This is a genomic window from Micromonospora sp. NPDC005254 (assembly GCF_042872525.1).
Classification (GTDB): Bacteria; Actinomycetota; Actinomycetes; order Mycobacteriales; family Micromonosporaceae; genus Micromonospora.
On record NZ_JBIAKM010000002.1, the window covers coordinates 234,036 to 256,337 of the forward strand.

General features: G+C 72.7%; 19 protein-coding genes. 9 read left to right on the forward strand and 10 right to left on the reverse strand.

Annotated elements, in window-relative coordinates; genetic code table 11:
• Positions 1 to 2: 2 nt before the first annotated feature.
• From ACFYPR_RS06715 to deoC, 6 genes are all read right to left on the reverse strand, one after another.
• Positions 3 to 1,256 (reverse strand): cytochrome ubiquinol oxidase subunit I, encoded by a 1,254-nt coding sequence (locus ACFYPR_RS06715; RefSeq protein WP_387258890.1) that lies wholly within the window; start codon positions 1,254 to 1,256, stop codon positions 3 to 5.
• Positions 1,257 to 1,580: 324 nt separating this feature from the next.
• Positions 1,581 to 2,486, reverse strand: a complete 906-nt coding sequence (locus ACFYPR_RS06720) for a M56 family metallopeptidase (protein ID WP_354861579.1) — start codon at positions 2,484 to 2,486, stop codon at positions 1,581 to 1,583.
• 10 nt (positions 2,487 to 2,496) lie between these two features.
• Entirely contained in the window at positions 2,497 to 2,970 is a 474-nt protein-coding gene (locus ACFYPR_RS06725; RefSeq protein WP_363942552.1) for a BlaI/MecI/CopY family transcriptional regulator, read from the reverse strand.
• A gap of 548 nt (positions 2,971 to 3,518) precedes the next feature.
• Positions 3,519 to 4,337 carry an aldehyde dehydrogenase family protein gene (locus ACFYPR_RS06730; RefSeq protein WP_354853953.1) on the reverse strand — a complete coding sequence of 273 codons (819 nt, stop codon included), beginning with the start codon at positions 4,335 to 4,337 and terminating at the stop codon, positions 3,519 to 3,521.
• On the reverse strand, positions 4,330 to 5,760 hold the full coding sequence (locus tag ACFYPR_RS06735; RefSeq protein WP_387178393.1) for an aldehyde dehydrogenase family protein: 1,431 nt from the start codon (positions 5,758 to 5,760) through the stop codon (positions 4,330 to 4,332). Before ACFYPR_RS06735 ends, ACFYPR_RS06730 begins: the two co-directional genes overlap by 8 nt.
• A gap of 6 nt (positions 5,761 to 5,766) precedes the next feature.
• A complete protein-coding gene (deoC, locus tag ACFYPR_RS06740; protein ID WP_387258892.1) occupies positions 5,767 to 6,726 on the reverse strand; it encodes a deoxyribose-phosphate aldolase in 960 nt (319 codons plus the stop codon).
• Positions 6,727 to 6,849: 123 nt separating this feature from the next.
• On the opposite strand from deoC, the gene upp reads away from it, so the two are divergent.
• Positions 6,850 to 7,482 carry a uracil phosphoribosyltransferase gene (gene upp, locus ACFYPR_RS06745; protein ID WP_354853962.1) on the forward strand — a complete coding sequence of 211 codons (633 nt, stop codon included), beginning with the start codon at positions 6,850 to 6,852 and terminating at the stop codon, positions 7,480 to 7,482.
• 74 nt (positions 7,483 to 7,556) lie between these two features.
• Positions 7,557 to 8,234, forward strand: a complete 678-nt coding sequence (locus tag ACFYPR_RS06750; protein ID WP_387258894.1) for a GPP34 family phosphoprotein — start codon at positions 7,557 to 7,559, stop codon at positions 8,232 to 8,234.
• A 184-nt stretch (positions 8,235 to 8,418) separates the two neighbouring features.
• On the opposite strand, the gene ACFYPR_RS06755 is transcribed toward ACFYPR_RS06750, so the two are convergent.
• Together ACFYPR_RS06755 and ACFYPR_RS06760 are read right to left on the reverse strand one after the other, a co-directional pair.
• On the reverse strand, positions 8,419 to 10,092 hold the full coding sequence (locus ACFYPR_RS06755; RefSeq protein WP_387258895.1) for a phospho-sugar mutase: 1,674 nt from the start codon (positions 10,090 to 10,092) through the stop codon (positions 8,419 to 8,421).
• Between the two features lie 47 nt (positions 10,093 to 10,139).
• Positions 10,140 to 12,206, reverse strand: a complete 2,067-nt coding sequence (locus ACFYPR_RS06760; RefSeq protein ID WP_387258897.1) for a serine/threonine-protein kinase — start codon at positions 12,204 to 12,206, stop codon at positions 10,140 to 10,142.
• A gap of 206 nt (positions 12,207 to 12,412) precedes the next feature.
• On the opposite strand from ACFYPR_RS06760, the gene ACFYPR_RS06765 reads away from it, so the two are divergent.
• Positions 12,413 to 13,996 carry a methylmalonyl-CoA mutase gene (locus ACFYPR_RS06765; protein WP_387258898.1) on the forward strand — a complete coding sequence of 528 codons (1,584 nt, stop codon included), beginning with the start codon at positions 12,413 to 12,415 and terminating at the stop codon, positions 13,994 to 13,996.
• A gap of 458 nt (positions 13,997 to 14,454) precedes the next feature.
• Complete coding sequence (locus tag ACFYPR_RS06770) at positions 14,455 to 15,714, forward strand: amidohydrolase (protein WP_354853975.1); 1,260 nt, start codon at positions 14,455 to 14,457, stop codon at positions 15,712 to 15,714.
• On the opposite strand, the gene ACFYPR_RS06775 is transcribed toward ACFYPR_RS06770, so the two are convergent.
• Positions 15,671 to 16,639 carry a DUF4349 domain-containing protein gene (locus tag ACFYPR_RS06775; RefSeq protein WP_387259351.1) on the reverse strand — a complete coding sequence of 323 codons (969 nt, stop codon included), beginning with the start codon at positions 16,637 to 16,639 and terminating at the stop codon, positions 15,671 to 15,673. The two genes, ACFYPR_RS06770 and ACFYPR_RS06775, sit on opposite strands and share 44 nt — an antisense overlap.
• 93 nt (positions 16,640 to 16,732) lie before the next feature.
• Between ACFYPR_RS06775 and ACFYPR_RS06780 the strand changes: the two genes are divergently transcribed.
• The 4 genes from ACFYPR_RS06780 to ACFYPR_RS06795 all read left to right on the forward strand — a co-directional run bounded on the left by ACFYPR_RS06780 (position 16,733) and on the right by ACFYPR_RS06795 (position 20,203).
• Entirely contained in the window at positions 16,733 to 17,365 is a 633-nt protein-coding gene (locus tag ACFYPR_RS06780) for an MBL fold metallo-hydrolase (RefSeq protein WP_354853978.1), read from the forward strand.
• 3 nt (positions 17,366 to 17,368) lie between these two features.
• Positions 17,369 to 18,346 (forward strand): hypothetical protein, encoded by a 978-nt coding sequence (locus tag ACFYPR_RS06785; protein ID WP_387258899.1) that lies wholly within the window; start codon positions 17,369 to 17,371, stop codon positions 18,344 to 18,346.
• 98 nt (positions 18,347 to 18,444) lie between these two features.
• On the forward strand, positions 18,445 to 19,182 hold the full coding sequence (locus ACFYPR_RS06790) for a hypothetical protein (RefSeq protein ID WP_354853984.1): 738 nt from the start codon (positions 18,445 to 18,447) through the stop codon (positions 19,180 to 19,182).
• 58 nt (positions 19,183 to 19,240) lie between these two features.
• A complete protein-coding gene (locus ACFYPR_RS06795) occupies positions 19,241 to 20,203 on the forward strand; it encodes a GNAT family N-acetyltransferase (protein ID WP_387258901.1) in 963 nt (320 codons plus the stop codon).
• Between the two features lie 68 nt (positions 20,204 to 20,271).
• Here ACFYPR_RS06795 and ACFYPR_RS06800 read toward each other — a convergent pair whose 3' ends face one another.
• Positions 20,272 to 20,727 carry a gamma-glutamylcyclotransferase gene (locus tag ACFYPR_RS06800; RefSeq protein WP_354853990.1) on the reverse strand — a complete coding sequence of 152 codons (456 nt, stop codon included), beginning with the start codon at positions 20,725 to 20,727 and terminating at the stop codon, positions 20,272 to 20,274.
• A 106-nt stretch (positions 20,728 to 20,833) separates the two neighbouring features.
• On the opposite strand from ACFYPR_RS06800, the gene ACFYPR_RS06805 reads away from it, so the two are divergent.
• Positions 20,834 to 22,237, forward strand: coding sequence for an NAD(P)H-quinone dehydrogenase (locus tag ACFYPR_RS06805; RefSeq protein WP_354853992.1), 1,404 nt, complete (start codon positions 20,834 to 20,836; stop codon positions 22,235 to 22,237).
• Positions 22,238 to 22,302: the final 65 nt, after the last annotated feature.

The window sequence follows — 22,302 nt, forward strand, 5'->3', positions numbered from 1 at the left end:
GCTCAGGCGAGGGCGGGTTCGGGGTGGGCCGGCTCGCCGGGCACTGCCGGTGGGCGGCCGAGAGCCGGATCGGTCGCGCCGCGTCCCGCGTGCCGGGCGAGCAGCACCCAGTTGGTGACGGCGAGGGTGCCCAGCAGCAGGCTGAAGCCGATCAGCGAGGCGAGCATCACCGGCGTGCCGACGGGGGAGACCGCCTGCTCGGTGGGGAGCAGGCCGTACGCCACCCAGGGCTGGCGGCCGACCTCGCGGGCGATCCAGCCGAGGATCACCGCGACGAACGGCAACGGCACGGCGAGCAGGATGAGCCAGAGCGGGAAACGCAGCCGGACGATCCAGTCCCGGTAGAGCAGGGGCAGCAGGAACCACACGCAGCCGAGGGTGAAGCCGACCAGGATCATGAAGCCCAGCCCGACGCTGGCCAGGACCGGCGGGGTGTAGTCGCCGGGCCCGAACCGCGTGGTCCACTCGCCGATCAGGGCCTGCGCCTCGGGGCTGTCCGCGCCGAACTTGCTCGGCTGCACCGCGCCGACCGGGCCGAACTGGGCGAAGCCGAAGCCCTGCACCATCGTGATCGCCAGTGCCGCCGTGACCAGGCCGATCCGCAGCGAGGTGCGGAAGAGCGCGAAGTCGGGCGTACGCCGGATCAGGTGCCAGGCGCTGACGGCCGCCATCAGCATCCCGCCGACCAGGAGCGCCGCGGAGACCACGTGCCCGAACGCCATGCCGAGGGTGGGGCTGGTGAGCAGCGCGCCGAAGTCGGTGAGGTGGGCGATCCCGTCGCGGACCTCGTACCCGACCGGGTGTTGCAGCCAGGAGTTGGCCACCATGATCCAGAACGCCGAGGCGTACGCGGTGAGCGCCACGCCCCACAGCAGCGCGAGGTGGACGCCCTTGCCGAGCCGGTGCCAACCGAAGATCCACATCCCGAGGAACGTGGACTCCAGGAAGAACGCCACCAGCGTCTCGATCGCCAGCGGCGCGCCGAAGACGTTGCCGACGTAGCGCGACAGGCCGCTCCAGTTCAGCCCGAACTGGAACTCCATCACGATGCCCGTGGCGATGCCGAGCACGTAGTTGATCACGTAGAGCTGACCCCAGAACCGGGTCAGTCGCTCCCACTTCGGGTTGCCGGTGAGCACCCAGGCGGTCTGCATCCCGACCAGCAGCGTGACCAGCCCGAGCGTGACGACCACGAACAGGAAGTGGATCGACGTGGTGGTGGCGAACTGCAGGCGGGCGAGGAGCAGCGTGTCCATGGCCGGCTCTCCCTAGCTGTTGGCTCCCTTGTCGTAGCAACCCTACACGTAGCCTGGCTACATAAAACTACTACGCTTCGTCGTAGACAATGCTACGACGAGGCGTAGTAGGTGTGGTTGTCGGGAGGGGTGCGGCGACGCATCGCCAGACGGGGGCCACTCGCCCGCCCACCCTCGTTGCGGCGCCTTTGCTCTGCTTCAACCCACGCAACAGTTCTGCCGCAAAAGCGGTGCGTGGGTTGAAGCAGAGCAAAGGGAGACTCGACCAGCTGCCCACCCCGCCGGCGACACCACGCCGTCAGCCGAGTGGGGCGGGTTGGCGCGTCAGCTCAGGAAGAGCGTGATCGGGAGGGCGACCAGGGTGGTGGCCACCGCGAGGGCCGTGGCACCGAGGGCCAGAGGCGGCCGGTCGGCAACCAGTAGGCGCTGTACGCGTACGTCCAGGTCGCGGTCGCCCAGGCCCAGGGCGCCGGCCGGGGTGACCCGGTGCCCGGCGGCGGCGAAACGACGAAGCGCGCCCGCCAGCGGCGCCTCGGCGTGCAGTTCGCGTGCCTTGTCGTCGGCGCGCATCTCGACCAGCAGGGCGACCCGCTCGTGCGCGTCGCGGACCCAGCCGAACCACGGCAGCGCCCGGCAGAGCGCGGTGAATGGCAGCAGCACCAGATCGTGTCGCTCATGGGCGTGCGCGCGCTCGTGGGAGAGCACGGCGGCCAGCTCGGCGCGGTCCAGCAGGCTCAGCGTGCCCGCGCTGACCACCACCTGCGGCTTCACCCCGGGCAGGCAGTACGCGGCGGCGCTCGGATGGTCCAGGACGAGCGCCCCGGGCGCGGCCGGGTCGTCCCGGGCCACCAGGGTGAGCAGGTCCCGGTGTCGGCGCTGGGCGCGGATGGTCCCGTGGATGCTGCGGACGGTCGTGGTGACGAGCACCGCTCCGATGCCGAAGCCCACCCCGACGCCGGCGAGGTGGAACGCGGTCACGCCGATCGGCAGGCTGCCGTGGGCGAGGTCGGTGGTCAGGGCGAGCAGTGCGCTGCCGGTCGGCAGGTCGTATGCGGTCAGCCCGAGGGCCATCGGCAGGCCCATCGCGGAGAGGCCCAACGCCAGCCCGACGGCCTGCCAGCAGACGATCGCCACCCGCGGGCTGCGCCAGGTCCAGGTGGAGCGGGCCAGCACCTGCGCGGTCAGATAGCAGGCGAGCATGGTGGCGGCGAAGTGCACGGCGTAGGCCATGGCGCGCGCCCTACCGCTCCGCTGCCTCGCCGGCCGGCCGCCGGCCCGCCGGCGGATTAACCCGGTCGGTCAGGGCGTCGGCCCCGCCCGTGGCGCCGTCGGCGGAACTCGGCCCGGCCAGCCCGGCCTCGCTGCCCAGGGCGGCCCGCAGCACCTCGGCCTCGGTGCCGGTCACCGAGCGGGCGAAGCGCACCAGCGCGGCGTCGCGGCTGCCGCCCAGGTCGAGGGCGTCGAGCATGAGCTGGGCGATGTGCGCCTCACGACTGGCCGCCGGCCGGTACCGCCAGGCGCGGCCCTCCCGTTCCCGCTGCACCATGCCCTTGCCGGCGAGCCGGTCGAGAACGGTCATCACCGTCGTGTACGCCAGTTCGCGGCCGTCGAGCGCGTCGGCCACCTCGCGCACGGTCACACCGTCCGACGTGCCCGGGACCACGTCCCACAGCACGTCCATCACCGCACGCTCAAGATCGCCCAACCGAGTCACCCCCCAATCCTACCCCCGGTAGTAGACCCCCCACCCACCCGACCAGCCCGATCACGAGGTCACCCGGCCCGGAAGACCGATCCCTCGCGAACCCATGATCAAGACGGCCCCGGGACCGGGCAGGCTGGCGCAATATCCGCACAAGAACAGGGATGTTGCTGCCTCCATCGCCCCGGAGGCAGCAACATCCCGGAAGTTGCGCAGATCCCGGCCGCCCCGCCGGCCCCGCCCGATCGCGCCGACCGCCCCGCCGGCCGCGCCCGATCGGCGCCGCCGGCCGTGCCCGATCGCGCCGGTCGCGACGCCTGCCCCGCCGATCGCGCCGCCGGCCCCGCTGGCCGCGCCGATCGCCCCGCTGACCGGCGACTCAACGTCGGGCAGAACCCGCAAGCTGACCCACCCGACGAACCCGGCCCGAGTCAGGTTTTCCGGGGGAGCCCGCCCACGCAGGGATCAAGCCTGACCGCCCGGAGTGGGCGGGCTCCCCCGGAAAACCCACCCCGAGCGCGCGGGCTCTCCCGGAAAACCCAAAGGCCGAGGACAGACGATCACACCCCCTTGGGGTGCCACACCGTCTTGGTCTCCAGCAGCGCGGTCATCCGGGTCACGCCCGGATCGGCGGACCAGTCCGCCTCGGCCGGTCGGAGCACCCGCTTGAGGTTCTCCGCGGCCTTGACCTCCAGCTCGGTGGCGAGCGACGCGTCGGTCACCCCGGTCAGGTCGATCGCGTTGACGTCCATGTGCGCCGCCAGCGCCGGCGCGGTCTCGGTGATCGCGCCGGTGAGGATGTTGACCACCCCGCCGGGCAGGTCGGAGGTCGCCAGCACCTCGGCCAGCGTCACCGCCGCCAGCGGCTCCGACGGCGAGGCCGCCACCACCACGGTGTTGCCGGTGACGATCGCCGGGGCGATCACGCTGACCAGGCCGAGCAGCGCCGGGCGTTCCGGGGCGACCACGGCGACCACGCCGGTCGGCTCCGGCGCGGAGATGTTGAAGTACGGGCCGGCGACCGGGTTGGCGCCGCCGTACACCTGGGCGAGCTTGTCGGCCCAGCCGGCGTACCAGACCCAGCGGTCCACCGCGGCGTCCACCTCGTCGCCGGGGATGCCCAGGGCGACGAACTGCTCGCGGCGGCCCTCCAGCATCTCGGCGGCCCGGTAGAGGATCTGACCCCGGTTGTACGCGGTCGCGCCGGCCCAGCCCTTGACGGCGGCGCGGGCGGCGACCACCGCGTCCCGGGCGTCCTTGCGGGAGGCCAGTGACACATTCGAGGACTGCACGAGATACGACCGTCCCGACTCGCTGCGCGGGAACTTCCCGCCGATGAAGAGCTTGTACGTCTTGCGTACCGCGACCCGCTCAGACATTGAGGTACCCCTCCAGCCCGTGCCGGCCGCCCTCGCGACCGTAGCCCGACTCCTTGTAACCGCCGAACGGCGAGGTGGGGTCGAACTTGTTGAACGTGTTGGCCCAGACGACGCCGGCGCGCAGCCGGTCGGCCATCCACAGGATGCGCGAGCCCTTGTCGGTCCAGATGCCCGCCGACAGCCCGTACGGCGTGTTGTTGGCCTTCTCGACGGCCTCGGCCGGCGTGCGGAAGGTGAGCACCGACAGCACCGGGCCGAAGATCTCCTCGCGGGCGATGCGGTGCGCCTGGGTGACGCCGGTGAAGATGGTGGGCGCGAACCAGAAGCCCCGGTCGGGCAGCTCACACGGCGGTGACCAGCGCTCGGCGCCCTCGGCGGAGCCGGCGTCGGACAGCTCGCGGATCCGCTCCAACTGGGCGGCGGAGTTGATCGCGCCGACGTCGGTGTTCTTGTCCAGTGGGTCGCCGACCCGGAGTTGGGCCATCCGCCGTTTCAGCGACTCCAGGACCCGGTCGGCGACATTCTCCTGGACCAGCAGTCGGGAGCCGGCGCAGCAGACGTGCCCCTGGTTGAAGAAGATGCCGTTGACGATGCCCTCGACGGCCTGGTCGATGGGTGCGTCGTCGAAGACGATGTTGGCGGCCTTGCCGCCCAGCTCCAGGGTGAGCTTCTTGCGGGTGCCGGCGACGGATCGGGCGATGGCCCGGCCGACGTCGGTGGAGCCGGTGAAGGCGACCTTGTCCACGCCGGGGTGCTCGACCAGCGTCCGGCCGGTGTCGCCGGCGCCGGTGATGATGTTGACGACACCGGCCGGCAGGTCGGCCTGCTGGCAGATCTCGGCGAACAGCAGCGCGGTCAGCGGGGTGGTCTCGGCGGGCTTCAGCACCACCGTGTTGCCCGCGGCGAGCGCCGGGGCGATCTTCCACGCGAGCATGAGCAGCGGGAAGTTCCACGGGATGACCTGCGCGGCCACGCCGATCGGCTGCGGGTCGGGCCCGAAGCCGGCATGGCCCAGCTTGTCGGCCCAGCCGGCGTAGTAGAAGAAGTGCGCGGCGACCAGCGGCAGGTCGACATCGCGGGATTCGCGGATCGGCTTGCCGTTGTCCAGCGACTCCAGGACGGCCAGCTCGCGGGAGCGTTCCTGGATGAGCCGCGCGATCCGGTACAGGTACTTCGCCCGGTCGCGGCCCGGCATCGGACCCCAGACCTTGTCGTACGCCTGACGGGCGGCGCGGACCGCGCGCTCCACGTCCTGGGCGCCGGCCTCGGCGATCTCGGCCAGCACCTCCTCGGAGGCGGGGTTGATCGACTTGAAGCTGCCGCCGTCGGTCGGGTCGACGAACTTACCGTCGATGAACAGCCCGTACGAGGGCTTGAGGTCCACCACCGAGCGGGACTCGGGGGCGGGGGCGTATTCGAACATCGGCTATCAGTCCAGGGTGAAGTAGTCGGGACCGGAGTAGGTGCCGGTCGTCAGCTTGGTGCGCTGCATGAGCAGGTCGTTGAGCAGGCTGGACGCGCCGAAGCGGAACCAGTCCGGGTCGAGCCAGTCCGGGCCGACGGTCTCGTTGACCATCACCAGGTACTTGATGGCGTCCTTGGTGTTCTTGATGCCGCCGGCCGGCTTCACGCCGACCTGCCGCCCGGTGGCCTCGCGGAAGTCGCGGACCGCCTCCAGCATCACCAGGGTCACCGGCAGCGTCGCCGCGACCGGGACCTTGCCGGTGGAGGTCTTGATGAAGTCGCCGCCGGCCAGCATGGCCAGCCAGGAGGCCCGCCGCACGTTGTCGTAGGTGGCCAGCTCGCCGGTCTCCAGGATCACCTTGAGGTGGGCGTCCCCGGAAGCCTCCTTGGTGGCCACGATCTCGTCGTAGACCTCCTTGTAGCGCCCGGCCAGGAACGCGCCCCGGTTGATCACCATGTCGATCTCGTCGGCGCTGGCCGCGACGGCGGCCCGGGTGTCGGCCAGCTTGATCTCCAGCGGCGCCTGACCCGACGGGAACGCGGTCGCCACGCTGGCCAGGTGCACGTTCGACCCGCGCAGCACCTCGGCCACGTGGGGGACCATCGCCGGGTAGACGCAGACCGCGCCGACGTGCGGGCAGGACGGGTCGGCCGGGTCCGGGCGCAGCGCCTTCGCGGCCAGCGCGCGCACCTTGCCGGGGGTGTCCGCCCCCTCCAGGGTGGTCAGGTCGACCATCCGGATCGCCAGGTCGATCGCCTGGGCCTTGGCGGTGGTCTTGATGGATCGGGTGCCGAGCTGTGCCGCCCGCTGCTCCGCGCCGACCTGGTCCACGCCGGGCAGGCCGTGCAGGAAGGTCCGCAGAGCGGTCTCGGATCGTCCCAGCTCGGAGAGGTCCGACCGGGCCGACGTCGTTGTCGCCGTCATGCCGAGAAGTCTACGCACGGAACCGCTGAGTGATCTTGGTCACGGTGGGCCCGACGTGAGCGGCGTCGCCGGTACGACCGCACCCGCACCAGCACGCCGAACGGCCCGGTAGGTTGAGCGATCGTGGACGTACACGTCATTGACCACCCGCTGGCCCAGTCCAGGTTGACCGCCATGCGGGACGCGCGCACCGATTCCTCGACGTTCCGGGCGGCGCTGCACGAACTGACCACCATGCTGGTGTACGAGGCGGCGCGCACCTTCCCCGTCGAGCGGTACCCGGTGCAGACGCCGGTCACCGCCACCGAGGGCACCCGGCTGGCGAACCCGCCGCTGCTGGTGCCGGTGCTGCGGGCCGGCCTGGGCATGGCGGACGCCGCGCTCGGCCTGCTGCCCGAGTCCTCGATGGGCTTCGTCGGCCTGGCCCGCGACGAGGAGACCTACGAGCCGCGCGCCTACATGGAGTCGCTGCCGCGCGACCTGACCGGCCTGCCGGTGCTGGTGCTCGACCCGATGCTGGCCACCGGCGGCTCGCTGGAGCACTGCTGCCGGCTGCTGGCCGATCGGGGCTGCACCGACATCACCGTGCTCTGCGTGCTCGCCGCGCCGGTCGGCATCGAGCGGCTGGAGCGCTCCGGCCTGCCGTTGCGCCTGGTCACCGCCGCGATCGACGAGGGCCTCAACGACCGCATGTTCATCGTTCCCGGGCTCGGTGACGCCGGTGACCGCCAGTTCGGCGGCATGCCCCGGTTCTGATCTTCCACCCGGTCCGTGCCGGGTAACGGCGGGTCCGCGCGCGGTGGTGCGCGGACCCGCTACCGTCTCGGGCCATGACTGGTGTTGCGCTCGCCGAGGAGCTGCTGCTCCTCGCCTACGACGACTCGACCGGCAAGGCGACCATGCCGCGGATCAGCCTGGACCTGGGCATGGCGGCCGCGGTGCTGGTCGAGCTGGCACTGGCCGGCCGGATCGCGTACGCCGACGGGAACCTGACCGTCGTCGACCCGACGCCCACCGGCGAGCCGGTCACCGACGAGGTGCTCGGCCGGATCGCCGCCGACACCCCGCACACCCCGGCCTCGTGGGTGCAGCGCCTGCGGCACGGCCTGCGCGACCGCATCCTCGGTGACCTGTGCGCCCAGGGCGTCGTGCAGGACGTCGACGAGACCGAGTTGGGCTTCATCCACGTACACCGGTATCCGGTGGTGGACGCCTCCGTCGAGGCGGACACCCGCCAGCGGCTGACCGAGGCGCTGACCGGCGCGGCAGCCCCGGACGAGCGGACCGCCGCGTTGGCCACCCTGGTCGTGGTGCTGCGGATGGAGTCCGCGCTGGGCATGAGCGGCGAGGACGTCGCCGATGCCCGCCGCCGGCTTCAGGAGATCGCCACCGGCGCCGGCTTCTCCGGTGACGTCAGCATCGACGACTCGGTGGTCCGCCCGTCGGTGGGCCTGGTCGTCGCCGCGTTGGGCATCGCCGTCGACCAGGCCCTCGGCCCGCGCCGCTGACCCGCGAGCGGAGGTTCCCCGAGGTGCGACCGGGCGTCGGCCTGGCCCTCCTGCTGCGTGTCCTTTGCTCTGCTTCACCGGAGGCAACAGTCCGGGCCGGTTTTCGTAGCGTGGGTTGAAGCAGAGCAAAGGAAACAGGCAGGGGGCCGGCGGCCGGGTGGTCGGCCCCGGCGTGGCCCGTCGGTCAGAGCCCCAGAGCTGTGGCGATCTCGCCGCGCACGGCGGCCACCGCCTGCGCCGCCCGGCGGCGGGCGGTGGGGACGTCACCGTCCACGACCGGCTCCACCACCTCGAGGTACGCCTTGAGCTTCGGCTCGGTGCCGGAGGGCCGGATCACCACCCGGGCCCGTGCGGTGCGAAGGATCACCACGTCCGCCTCGGGCAGCAGGTCCCGGACGCTGTCGACCGGCTGTCCCAGCAGCGTGGTCGGGGTGGCCGCCCGGATCCGGGCCATCGCGTCGGCGATCTCCCGCAGGTCGTCCACCCGTGCGGAGAGCTGGTCGGTGTGGTGCACGCCGAACTCGGCGGCCAGCTCGTCCAGCCGGTCGGTCAGCGTACGACCCTGCGCCTTGAGGCCGGCGGCCAACTCGGCCACGGTCAGCGCGGCGGTGATGCCGTCCTTGTCCCGGACGTGCTCCGGGGCGACGCAGTAGCCGAGGGCCTCCTCGTAGCCGAAGACCAGCGGCGCGCTCCCGCCGCCGGCCCGGACGATCCACTTGAACCCGGTGAGCGTCTCGTCGTAGGGCAGGCCCCGGGCCGCGCACATTGCCCGCAGCAGGGACGACGAGACGATGGTGGTGGCGTAGAGCCCGGTCACTCCGCGTCGCATCAGGTGGTCGGCGAGCAGCACGCCCACCTCGTCGCCGCGCAGCATCCGCCAGCCCTGCCCGTCTTCGCCTTCCCGGACGACCACCGCGCAGCGGTCCGCGTCCGGGTCGTTGGCGATGGCGAGGTCCGCGCCGGTGGCGTCGGCCAGCGCGATCAGCCGGTCCACCGCCCCCGGCTCCTCCGGGTTGGGGAACGACACGGTGGGGAACTCCGGGTCCGGCTCGGCCTGGTCGGGCACCACGCCGGGGATCGGGAAACCGGCCCGGACGAACGCCGCCGTGAGCACCGCCGCACCCACCCCGTGCAGCGGGGTGTACGCCACCGACAGGTCCCGCGGCCCGTCCGGGTCGATCACGGCGGTGGCCCGCTCGACGTACGCGGCGACGAGGTCGTCCCCGAGCACCTCGCCGGGCCGGCCCAGCGGCACCTGGGTCAGCGGACCGACCGCCCGGATCGCGGCCTCGATGCCGGCGTCGGCCGGCGGCACGATCTGCGCCCCGGCACCCAGCTCACCGCCCAGCTCCGCACCGAGGTAGACCTTGTAGCCGTTGTCCTGTGGCGGGTTGTGGCTGGCCGTGACCATGACACCGGCGACCGCGCCGAGCTGGCGCACCGCGTACGCCAGCACCGGGGTGGGCAGCGGGCGGGGCAGCAGCAGCGCCGGTCGGCCGGCGCCGGTGGCCACCTGGGCGGTGCGCTCGGCGAACTGGCGGGAGCCGTGCCGGGCGTCGTACCCGATCACCAGGGGGCCGGTGCCGCCCTGGGCGGCGAGCCAGCCGACCAGCCCGGCGGCGGCCTGGGTGACCACGGCGAGGTTCATGCCGTTCGGGCCGGCGCGCAGCGGGCCGCGCAGGCCGGCGGTGCCGAAGGTCAGGGGACCGGCGAACCGGTCGGCCAGCTCCGGGGCGCTCGACGGCAGCCCGTCGAGCACCGCCGTCAGCTCGTCCCGGCTCGCCGGGTCGGGGTCATCGGCCAACCAGCGCCGTGCTTGCTCGCGAATGTCGTCGATGTCAGTGGTGTCCGCCGCCATGCCCCTTGATAGCACGGCGGCGGATCACCGCTGTCGGTTCCCTCGGCTCAGCCGTCGCCGGTGAGCTGGAACGTGCGCACCATCTCGTCGAAGATCGGCTTGCTCTCGGCGAACTTGGCGTCGTTCGCGGTGAGGTAGAACGAGTACGCCTTGCCGTCCTGCGCCACGCCGCGCCAGATGCCGTGCCGCATGGCGTCGCCCGTGCCGCAGGTGTACTCGAATTCGGCGGCCGGCTTGTCGGCCAGCTTGGTCTCCGTCGACGCGACCTGCGCGTACGGCTTCACGCAGGAGGTGCTCCGGGTCTTCAGGCCGTTCTCGGCCGTCTCGGCCCACCGGGTGGAGCTGCTGGACCACTTCTCGGTGATGATGCGCACCTTGCGGCCGCTGTCCTCCGGGTCGATGTAGTCGGTGTACGAGCCGCCGGTGGCCTTCTTCCAGCCCTTGGGCACCATGACCTGGATGCCGCGGGCCGTGTGCTCCTGCATCTCGACGCTCGAGGCTGCGGGCGCGGACGGGGTGGGCTGCGCCTGCGGGGCGCTCGGGGCGGGGTCGTCGCCGCTGGAGAGCGCCACGATGCTGATCAGCAGCACCACGGCCAGGCCGCCGGCCGCGGCGAGCTGCACCTTGCGCGGCCAGCCCTTCACTGTGGTGACGAGCTGGCCCCCGGTGGCGCGGACCTTGTCCAGGGCGCCGCCGCCGGAAGCGGTGGACGGCGTCGTCCAGGGCTGGCCGGTGCCCGGCACCGACCACTGGTTGCCGCCGCCGTAGGTGCTGCCGCCGATCCGCTGGGTGGCGTCGGGCGTGCCGTAGCCGACCGGCTGCGTGGCGTCGGGCCGGCTGCCGTAGGTGACCCGCTGGGTGGCGTCGGGGTGCGCGCCGGCGTCCACCCGCTGGGTGGCGTCCGCGCTGCCGCCGTAGGTGCGCCCGGCGGCGGGACGGCCCGGGGTGGGCATCGCACCGGTGGGCGTGTGCAGCGGACCGGCGAGCGCGTCGGCGCTGGTCTCGTCCAGCGCGGCGGCAGCGGTGGCGGCTGCGCTGGCCGGCTGCGGACGTTCGCCCCGGCGCAGCGCGGCCAGTCGGTTGGTCAGCGACTCGCCCGGGGCCAGCATGGCCCGGCCGCCGATCTGGTCCTCCGGCTTCGGCTCCGGCTGGGCCGGCTGGTGGACGGGGGCCGGGCGCTGCTGCACGGGCACCACGGCGTACGGGTCGGTGACCGAGTGCACGGCGGTGGCGGTGCTGCCCAGCGGGCCGGCGAGCAGCTCACGCAGCATGGCCCGGGAGGTGTGCACGTCCAGCCGGCGGGCCGGGTCCTTCTCCAGCAGACCCATCAGCACCCGGGTCAGGGCGCCGCTGCGCTGCGGCGGGGCCGGCGGGTCCTCGACGACGGCGTGCATGGTCTCGATCGGGTCGCCCTTGTCGAACGGCGGACGCCCCTCGACGGCCGTGTAGAGCGTCACACCCAGCGAGAAGAGGTCGCTCGGCGGGCCGAACTCCTGGCCCATGGCCCGCTCGGGCGAGATGAAGTGCGGTGAGCCGAGCACCATGCCGGGGGTGGTGAGCTGCACGTCGGTGGGCATCCGGGCGACACCGAAGTCGGTCAGCACGCAGCGCCCGTCGGAGCAGATCAGCACGTTGGCCGGCTTGACGTCGCGGTGCAGCACGCCGATGGCGTGCGCGACCTCCAGCGCGCCGAGCAGCGCGATGCCGATCTTGGCGACCGCGCGGGGCGCGACCGGACCGTCCTCGATGACCATGTCGGCGAGGCTGCGGGCGTCCAGCAGCTCCATGACGATCCACGGCCGACCGGCCTCGGTGACCACGTCGTACACCTGCACCACGGCGGGGTGCTGGATGGCGGCGGCGGCGCGGGCCTCGCGCAGCGTCCGCTCGTACATGGCGTCGCGGTCGCTGGGCGCCAGGCCCGGGGGAAGGACGACCTCCTTCACCGCCACGTCGCGGCGCAGCAGGGTGTCTGTGGCACGCCACACCGTGCCCATGCCGCCGTTGCCCACCGCGGACCGCAGCGAGTACCGGCCACCGATGGTGGTGCCGGGCGCTGCTCGTCCGCTGGCGGGACTTACCTGTCCGCCGCTCCACGTCGGGATCTGAGTCACAGAAAAGCCACCGGGGGAAATCGAGGGGGGCTGGGACACAACCCCCCTATCTTGCTGGTTCCGACGCCCGATGCGAAAGCCGACGCGGCGGACGTTTACCGAAGTCCACAGATCGTGCCCAACCGTTCACCTCCCGTCGAGGTGTCGGGACGCACTGTGCGGTATCCCTCACCCGACCATGAGCCGGCGCGTCCTACCATCCGGGGATGAGTGAACGGCGGTCAAGCGAGTCCGGTTTCCCGATCAAGGGCGTCTACACGGCGGCCGACCTTCCGGAGGACCTGGACTCCCGGCTGGGCGGCCCGGGCGAGTTCCCGTACACGCGAGGGGTCTACCCCACGATGTACACCTCCCGCCCGTGGACCATGCGCCAGTACGCCGGCTTCGGCACCGCCACCGAGTCCAACGCTCGTTACCACCAGTTGTTGCGGGCCGGCACCATGGGTCTCTCGGTCGCCTTCGACCTGCCGACCCAGATGGGGTACGACTCCGACGACCCGATCGCGCACGGCGAGGTCGGCAAGGTCGGGGTGGCCATCGACTCCATCGAGGACATGCGGCTGCTCTTCGCCGACATCCCACTGGACAAGGTGTCCACCTCGATGACGATCAACGCTCCCGGCTCGGTGCTGCTGCTGCTCTACCAAATCGTCGCCGAGGAGAACGGGGTGCCGGGCTCGGCGCTCAACGGCACCATCCAGAACGACATCCTCAAGGAGTACATCGCCCGCGGGACGTACATCTTCCCGCCGAAGCCGTCGCTGCGCCTGGTGGCCGACACCTTCGCGTACTGCCGCAAGGAGGTGCCGAAGTGGAACACGATCTCCATCTCCGGCTACCACATGGCCGAGGCCGGCGCGACGCCCGCGCAGGAGATCGCGTTCACGCTGGCCAACGGCATGGAGTACGTCCGGGCCGCGCTGGCCGCCGGGCTCGCGGTGGACGACTTCGCGCCCCGGCTGTCGTTCTTCTTCGTGGCCCGTACGACGCTGCTGGAGGAGGTGGCGAAGTTCCGCGCCGCCCGGCGGATCTGGGCCCGGCTGATGCGTGAGGACTTCGGCGCCAAGGATCCGAAGTCGATGATGCTGCGCTTCCACACCCAGACCGCCGGTGTGCAGCTCACCGCCCAGCAGCCGGAGGTGAACCTGGTCCGCGTCGCGGTGCAGGGCCTGGCCGCGGTGCTCGGCGGCACCCAGTCGCTGCACACCAACAGCTTCGACGAGGCGATCGCGCTGCCCACCGAGAAGGCCGCCCGGCTCGCGCTGCGCACCCAGCAGGTGCTGGCGTACGAGACGGACCTGACCGCCACCGTCGACCCGTTCGCCGGCTCGTACGTGGTGGAGGCGATGACCGCCGAGCTCGAGGCCGCCGCCGTGGAGCTGATGGAGCGGGTGGCCGACCACGGCTCGGCCGTCGACGCGATCGAGGCCGGGTTCCAGAAGCGGGAGATCGAGCAGTCCGCGTACCGGATCGCCCAGGAGATCGACTCCAGCGAGCGGGTGGTGGTGGGGCTCAACCGGTTCACGATCGACGAGGAGGAGCCGTACGAGCCGCTGCGGGTCGACCCGACGATCGAGGCCGCGCAGGCCGAGAAGTTGGCCCGGCTGCGCGCCGAGCGGGACGCCGACGCGGTGACGCGTGCCCTCGCCGAGCTGCGGGCCGCCGCCGAGGGCTCGGACAACGTGCTGTACCCGATGAAGGAGGCGCTGCGGGCCCGGGCCACGGTGGGCGAGGTCTGCGGGACGCTGCGCGAGGTGTGGGGGCTGTACCGGCCCACCGACCGGTTCTGACCGACCGGTTCTGACCGGAACGCCCCCGGGTGTGTCCGCCCGGCTTTGGGGGTACGCCGACGGCATGCGTGCCGCAACGCACACGGTGTGCGGTCGGGATGGGCGGACGTATGTGAGCGTCCTTGTCCGGCCCGTTGCGGAGCGTGGTCGTCTTATTGTCGGAGTGTCAGTTCATCACCCCGACTAATGCGACAATTCGCAGAGCGGGTCCAGGGGCCGTAGCGCGATTCGTGGCCGCCCGGTCTGGTTACGCGTTGTAGGAGGTGAGGGGGCAGATGACGGCGTTCGAACGCGATCTACCTGCGGTCCCGCACCTTGACGTGCGCCCTCAGCAGGGCATACGTGACGCTACGCGGTCCGATCATCACCGTAACGAGGTTGCGCAGCGTCACCGCCGGAGGTCTAGGCTGTCTGCTGTCCCCGATGATCCATCCATCTCTAGTGATCGAGAATTCGACGTGACGAGTGCGTTGACGCTGCCCACGGGCGGCCAGCTGGCGTCGTCCTGGCCGGAGACTCCGCCCGGGTCCCAGCCCCTGCCCCGCGACCTGGACCACCTCCTCGCCCTTCGGGTACCGGGGCTCATCGCCACGCGCCGTCACCTCCACTCGCACCCCGAGTTGTCCGGTACGGAATTCGAGACAGCGGCCCTCATCGCCCGGGAGCTCTCCCTGGCCGGCCTGCACCCTCGGCTGCTGCCCAAGGGCAACGGCGTGATCTGCGACGTCAACGGCCGTCCCGACGGCCCGATCATCGCGCTGCGCGCCGACATCGACGCCCTGCCGCTCGACGACCCCAAGGACGTGCCGTACCGCTCCACCGTCGAGGGCGTCTGCCACGCCTGCGGCCACGACGTGCACACCTCGATCCTGCTCGGCGTCGGCATGCTGCTGGCCCAGCTCGCCGACCTCGGCGAGCTGGACGGCCGGGTCCGGCTCATCTTCCAGCCGGCCGAGGAGATCCTGCCCTGCGGTTCGCTGGAGGTCATCGAGGCCGGCGGCCTGGACGACGTCGTGCAGATCTTCGCGCTGCACTGCGACCCGAACCTGCCGGTGGGCCAGGTCGGCCTGCGGGTCGGCCCGATCACGGCGGCCGCCGACAACGTCACCGTCCGACTCTCCGGGCCGGGTGGGCACACCGCGCGCCCGCACCTGACCGTCGACCTGGTCGACGCCCTCGGCCGGCTGATCACCGAGGTGCCGGCCCTGGTCAGCCGCCGGGTGCCGGCCAACAGCGGGCTGCTGCTGGTGTTCGGCCACGCCTCGGCCGGCACCCGTTACAACGTCATCCCCTCCGAGGCGTCCGCCTCGGGCACGCTGCGCGTCATGGACCGCGACACCTGGGAGCAGGCTCCCAAGATCGTGGCTCAGGTGGTGCGGGACGTGATCGCCCCGACCGGCGCCACCGTCGACCTGGAGTACCTGCGCGGCCGGCCGCCGGTGAGCAACGACTCCCGGGCGATCCAGGTGCTGACCGCCGCCACCGGCGCCGCGCTCGGGCCGGAGGGGATCGCCGAGACGCCCCAGAGCATGGGCGGCGAGGACTTCTCCTGGTATCTGGAGTACGTCCCCGGCGCTCTCGCCCGCCTCGGTGTGGGTCGTACCGGGCCCAACGTCGACCTGCACCGCGCGTCCTTCGACGTGGACGAGCGGGCCATCCCGGCCGGCGTACGCGTCATGGTGCAGACCGCGCTGCGGGCACTGGCGGCGGCGCGCTGACTCCAGCGACCAGAGCTGGCGTCTTCCGTCGCCGGCTCAGCACCAGCAGCAGGACCGCCAGCGGTACGCCGAACGCCACCAGCCACGGCAGCAGCGCGCCCAGGACGGTGAGCAGGATCGTCATCGAGGAGACGAACGCCTCCCAGCCCCCCTTGAGCCCGACCAGGAAGCCGGTCTCGGCCTTCTCCTCGCTGGTCTTCGCCGCCGGCCCGGCCAGTGACACCGTGATCGTGGACAACGCGGTCAGGTCGGCCAGCCGCCGCTTCTTGGCCTCCAGCGAGGCCAGGTCCGCCTCCCGGCGACCCAACTCGTTCTCCAACGACACCAGGTCGGTGATCGAGTTGGCGCGGGCGAGCAGCCGCCGTGCGCTGTCCACGCGCGCCCGCTGAGTGATGATCCGGGCCTCCAGGTCGACGGTCTCCTCGGTGACGTCCTGGGTGTTGATCTCCCGGTTCTGCTGCCGGCCGAGCTTCGCGACCTCCTCCACGACCCCGGCGAACTTCGCCGCCGGGACTCGCAGCTGCAACTCCGCCACGGCGTCGGCCTCGGCGCTGCGCCGCTGGTCGCCGCCGATGAAACCACCGGCCCGGGTGACCACGGCGCTGACCTCACGGGCGGCGTCGTCCACATTGGCGACCTGCACCCGCATCGATCCGGTGTAGATGATCGCCCGCTGGTCGACCCGCAGGTCCGGAGCACCGGCGCCGGCGCCGGCCGCCCCCGCCGCGTCCGCGCCGCTGTCCTTGTCGGCCGCCCCGCCCGCCGCGGCGGGCGCCTCGGCCGCCGAAGCCGCCGAGTCCGCCGAGCCGCTGTCGCCGGCACCGCATCCCGCCAGGGCCAGCGCCGCCGCAAGTGTGACCGCCGCCAGTAGTGCGCCGCGGCGTCGTCCTTCTCGTCGGTCCATCCCCGCTCCCATCGTCGTCAGCTTCAGTGGCGATAGCTCGGACGCGACGCGCCCGCCGGCTGGTTCCGGCAGACTGCGCTGAGGACATCACGATTCGACAGCCGAGGAGTCACGATGCGGCTCACCAAGTACGCCCACTCCTGCCTCCGGGTGGAACACGACGGGGGAGTGCTCGTCGTCGACCCCGGGGTGTTCAGCGACCCCGCGACGGCGTTGGACGGTGTGGACGCGGTGCTGATCACCCACCAACACCCCGACCACCTCGACCTCGCCGCGCTGCGCCTGCAACTGGACCGGCAGCCGTTCGCGATCCACGGCCCCGCCTCGCTCGCCGAGGCCCTGGGCGACGCGGCCGAGGCGTTGCGCCCGGTCAGCGCCGGTGAGTCGTTCACCGCCGCCGGGGTCGCCATCCGCGCGTACGGCGGGCGGCACGCCGTGATCCACCCCGACATCCCGGTGGTGGACAACCTCGGCTACCTGATCAATGACGTGGTCTACCACCCCGGAGATTCCCTGGTGGTGCCCGACGAGACGCCCGTCGACACGCTGTTCGCGCCGATCCACGCCCCCTGGTCGAAGTTCTCCGAGGTGGTCGACTTCATCCGCGCGGTCGCGCCGCGGCGCGCGTACGCGCTGCACGACGCGTTGCTCAACGACAACGGGCTGGCCGTGCTCGACCGGCAGTACGCCGCGCTGTCCGGCACCGACTACCAGCGCCTGGAGCCCGGTAGCCGGGTGGACGTCTGACCGATGCCGGGCCCCTCCGCGGAGCTGGTGCAGCAGCTCTACCGCACTCCACCGGACCGGTTCGTGGCCGCCCGGGACGCCGCGGTGGCCGAGGCTCGCCGGGCCGGCGACCCGACCACCGCCCGGGAGCTGGCCCGGCTGCGTCGCCCCACGGTCGCCGCCTGGCTGGTGAACCTGCTCGCCATCCGACGCCCCGAGCTGGTCGCCGACCTGGTCCACCTCGCCGACGCCCTGCGAGCCGCCCAGCGGGAGCTGCGCGGGCCCCGACTGCGGGAGCTGTCCGCCCAACGCCGGGCGGTGGTCGGGGCCCTGGTCGCCGAGGTCCGCAAGCTCGCCGCGGCGGAGCCGGAGGCGCCGCCCACCGGCCGACTGCCACTGGCCGAGGTGGAGGCGACCCTGAACGCGGCGCTCTCCGACGCCGAGGTCGCCGAGCAGGTCCGGACCGGGCGCCTGCTCCGCTCGGCCAGCTACGCCGGCTTCGGTGAGGTGCCCCGACCGCAGCTGCGGCTGGTCACCGGCGACGAGGAGGAGCCGGAGGCCCAGCGCCCTGCCCGCCGGCCGGGCGCCCAGCGCGAGGGTCGCGAGCCGGCCCCCGACCGGGCCGGGGAGCGGGCCGCGCAGGCCGAGCGTGCGGCGCAGCGGGCGGCTCGGGCCGAGCGAGCCCGACGCCGCCGGGCACTGGACCGCGAGTTGGACCGCGCTCGGGCCGACCAGCAGCGGGCCGATGACGAGTTGACCGAGGCGACCGGGCAGGAGCGCGACGGCGCCGCCGTACTCGACGGGATCGAGACCGAGCTGGCCGAGCTGGAGCGACGGCGGGCGGTCGCCGAGCAGGACCTCAGCCGGGCCAAGCTGGCCCGGCGGGCGGCCGAGCGGGCGGTGACGGTGGCCCGGCGGCGCTCGGGCGAGGTCGAGGCCGCCGTTGAGGCACTGGCGGCCGAAGAGGGGGATGCGGACGCGGGCGGTGGCGCGGCAGACTGACCATCGATGGACGACGACGAGCGGGCGGGCCGTCCGGGGCCGGCCGTCCCCGACCGAGGCGCCGCCGCCGTGCCGCGACCCCCGCAGGCGGCGCCTCGATGACGCCGGAGCAGATCGCCGCCGCCAGCAAACCCGTCATCCTCGATCTCGGCGACGGATTCAGCAGGTGCCCGAGCACGCTGCGCCGGGCCCGGCAGCTCGGCATCTCCGGCTGGGCCTTCTACATCACCGGTCGGGCCGGCGCACTCGGTGACGTACGGGCGGAGACGGCCGCCGCGGCCATCGGCTTCGTCGCACCGGACGCCGTCGCCGACGGCTGGGACGCCGCCGCGCGGGTCCTGAGGCCGGCCGAGGTGGCCGCCGCGAGTCTCGTCGAGTGCTGCCGGTGGGGGACGCAGCAGCTGGCGGTGCTGCCGGAGGCCGAGCGCCTGGCCGGCCTCGTCGAGCGGGCGGTGGCCGCCGCGGACGCCAGCGGCATGCCGCTCTTCGCCGCGTGGCGAGCCATGCCGCTGCCAGATCTCTCCCCGGGCGCCCGCAGCGCCGCCGGGCTGCGACTGCTGCGGGAACACTTCACCGGCGCCTACCTGCTGGCGGTGCGCGCCGCCGGCATGACCCCGCTGGAGGCGGTGCTGGCCGGGCCGGAGGGGGAGGCCGGCGCGGTGGCGTGCGGTTGGCCGCCGCCGTACCCGCCGGTCGGGCCGTTGGTGCGTCGGCGGCTCTGGGCGGAGGCGGTGACCAACCGGCTGGCCGCACCGGCGTTCGCGGCGCTCGGCCCCGCCGACGGCGCCGAGCTGGTGGAGCTGCTGCACCGCACCCGCGCCGGCCTCGCCGGCTGAGCATCCCGGAGCGAAAATGGGCGGCGTCGTCGGCCGGCAGCTGCCAGGATGTTCTGCCGTGACTCTTCCCGCTGGCTGGACCACACGCCGCCCCACCCTCGACGACGTGCCGGCGATCCTCGCGGTGGTGCACGCGGCCGACACCTTCGCCATCGGCCACCCCGACTTCGACGCCGAGGACGTCGAGCAGTCGCTGACGGCCCCCAGCTTCGACCCGACCCGGGACTCCTGGCTGGCGCTCGACCCGGACGGCACCGTGGTCGCCTGGGCGACGGTGGACAACCCGACCGGGGTCGGCCGGGAGTTCGTGGAGGTCTACGTCGACCCGGAGCGGGCCGCCACCCTCCGCGCGCCACTGCTGGCCCGTCAGCTCGACCGGGTCGCCGAGCGCGCCGCCGAGCGGCGACTGCCGGCGCTCACCGTCCGGTGCGCGGTGTTCGCCCCGGAACGCGACTGGGCCCGGGACCTGCGCGCCGCCGGGTTCACCGTGGCCAAGCGGTACGTCCGGATGCGCCGCCCGCTGGCCGACCTGCCGACCGAGCCGTCGCCGCCGCCCGGGGTCACGGTGCGGCCGGTCCGCCCGGACGACGAGGCCGAGCTGCGGGAGTTCCACCGGATCCACGACGTCGCGTTCGGCGACACCCCGGATCACGAGCCGCTGTCGTACGAGCGGTGGCGGGCCCGGATCGGTGACGTGACCGCCTGGGACGAGTGGTTCGTCGCCGAGGTCGACGGGGCGCTCGCCGGCGCGTTGCAGTCCTCCGACCAGGCGCTCGACCAGCAGCAGGGCTGGGTGAAGAGTTTGTCGGTGCTGCCCGCGTACCGTCGGCGGGGTGTGGGTGCGGCGCTGTTGCGCCGCGCGTTCGCCCGCTACGCCCAGAAGGGGCGGGAGTCGGCCGGTCTAGGGGTGGACCTCACCAACCCGACCACCCCGCTGTCGCTGTACGAGTCGGTGGGCCTGCGGGAAACCCTGTGGACCGACATGTACGAACGGGTCGTCCCGCCGCCGGTGTGTGATTGACGACGCCGGCCGGGCCCGACGGGCACTCGGGTCGGCGACGGTTGCAGACTGGGGGCGTGGGATACGCGCTACGGGGACGCGGTGGCGGTGGGACGGGACCGCAGCTCGGTGACGTAGTCGTCCGGCGCACCCGCCTTCTCGGCGGCGTTCGCGATCTCGGACAGGTACCAGGAGGTCGGCAATCCGCCCTCGTACCCGTCGAACACGTAGACCCACGCGGTCACGTCGCCGTCGAGGGTCGAGATCCGCACGTGCAGCTTGCGGTACGTGCCGGCGGTCACCCCCTCGATCTCGTCGAGCTGGGCGGCGTCGTACGGGTGGATGTCGTAGATCGCCACGAACACCCGGTCGCCGGGGGACTCGACGACCGTGCTCACCGCGCCCTCCCAGCCGATCACGTCCGCTCCGGCGAAGGTCAGCCGCCACCCCTCCAGCCAGCCGGTGCCCACCATGGGCGAGTGCGGGCAGTAGGCCCGCATCCGGGCCGGGTCGAGGTTTGAGCCGTAGGCGGCGTGATGACGCACGGCGATGACGATAGCCCGGCGGGCCGGTGGGGGAGAATACGACCGTGCGTGTCGGACGCGTTCGGGAAAAGAAAGTCACTGTGAGCATCAACGAAGGGCGAACGCTGTGAGCCGGATCGTGATCATCGGCGGTGGGCCGGCCGGGTACGAGGCGGCGTTGGTCGCCGCCCAACTGGACGCCGATGTCACCGTGGTCGAGGCCGACGGCGCGGGCGGGGCCTGCGTGCTCTCCGACTGCGTACCGTCGAAGACGTTCATCGCCAGCTCTCAGGTGGTCACCGGTTACCGGGACACCGAGGAGTTCGGGGTGCACTCGGACGGCCTGGAGGCGGTCACCGTCGACGCGCAGGCCGTGCACGACCGGGTCAAGCGTCTGGCGCTGGCGCAGTCCGCCGACATCCACGCCAAGCTGCTCAAGGCCGGGGTCACCTTCGTGGCCGGCACCGCCCGACTGGGCGAGGATGCCCTCGGGCACACCCACCGGGTCGTCGTCACCCCCGCCGACGGGGGCGAGGAGTACTCGATCGCCGCGTCCACCGTGCTGGTGGCCACCGGCTCGACACCCCGCCAGTTGCCCACCGCCGTGCCCGACGGCGAGCGCATCCTGACCTGGCGTCAGGTGTACGACCTGCCGGAGCTGCCCGAGCACCTGATCGTGGTCGGCTCCGGCGTGACCGGCGCCGAGTTCGCCAGCGCGTATTTGGCGATGGGGGTCGAGGTCACCCTGGTCTCCAGCCGGGACCGGGTGATGCCGCACGAGGACGCCGACGCGGCGTCGGCCATCGAGCGGGTGTTCCGCAACCGGGGCATGAACATCCTCAACAACTCCCGCGCCGACGCGGTCCGGCGTACCGCCGACGGGGTGGAGGTGGAGCTGTCCGACGGTCGCAAGGTCACCGGCTCGCACGCGCTGATCGCGGTCGGCTCGATCCCCAACACCGCGAACCTGGGCCTGGCCGAGTACGGCGTGGAGCTGGGCCGGGGCGGCTACGTCACGGTCGACCGGGTCTCCCGGACGAACGTGCCCGGCATCTACGCGGCGGGTGACTGCACCGGCGTGCTGCTGCTGGCGAGCGTGGCCGCCATGCAGGGCCGGATCGCGATGTGGCACGCCCTCGGCGAGGCCGTCCGTCCGCTGCGGTTGCGGACCGTCGCGGCGAACGTCTTCACCGACCCGGAGCTGGCCACCGTGGGCGTCTCGCAGGACGAGGTGGACGCGGGCAAGGTGCCGGCCCGGCAGGTGATGCTGCCGCTGTCCGGCAACGCGCGGGCCAAGATGGACGACCTCTCCGACGGCTTCGTGAAGCTGTTCTGCCGGCCGGCGAGCGGCCAGGTGGTGGGCGGCGTGGTGGTCGCCCCGAAGGCCAGCGAGCTGATCCTGCCGATCACCATGGCCGTGGAGAACAACCTGACGGTCAACGAGTTGGCGCAGACGATCACCATCTACCCGAGCCTGTCCGGCTCGATCACCGAGGCAGCCCGCCAGCTCATGCTCCACGAGCTGGAGTGACGGCGGCGGGCGCTCAGTCCCAGAAGCACTCCAGCTGCCCAACTAGCAGGAGTAGTAGACCGATC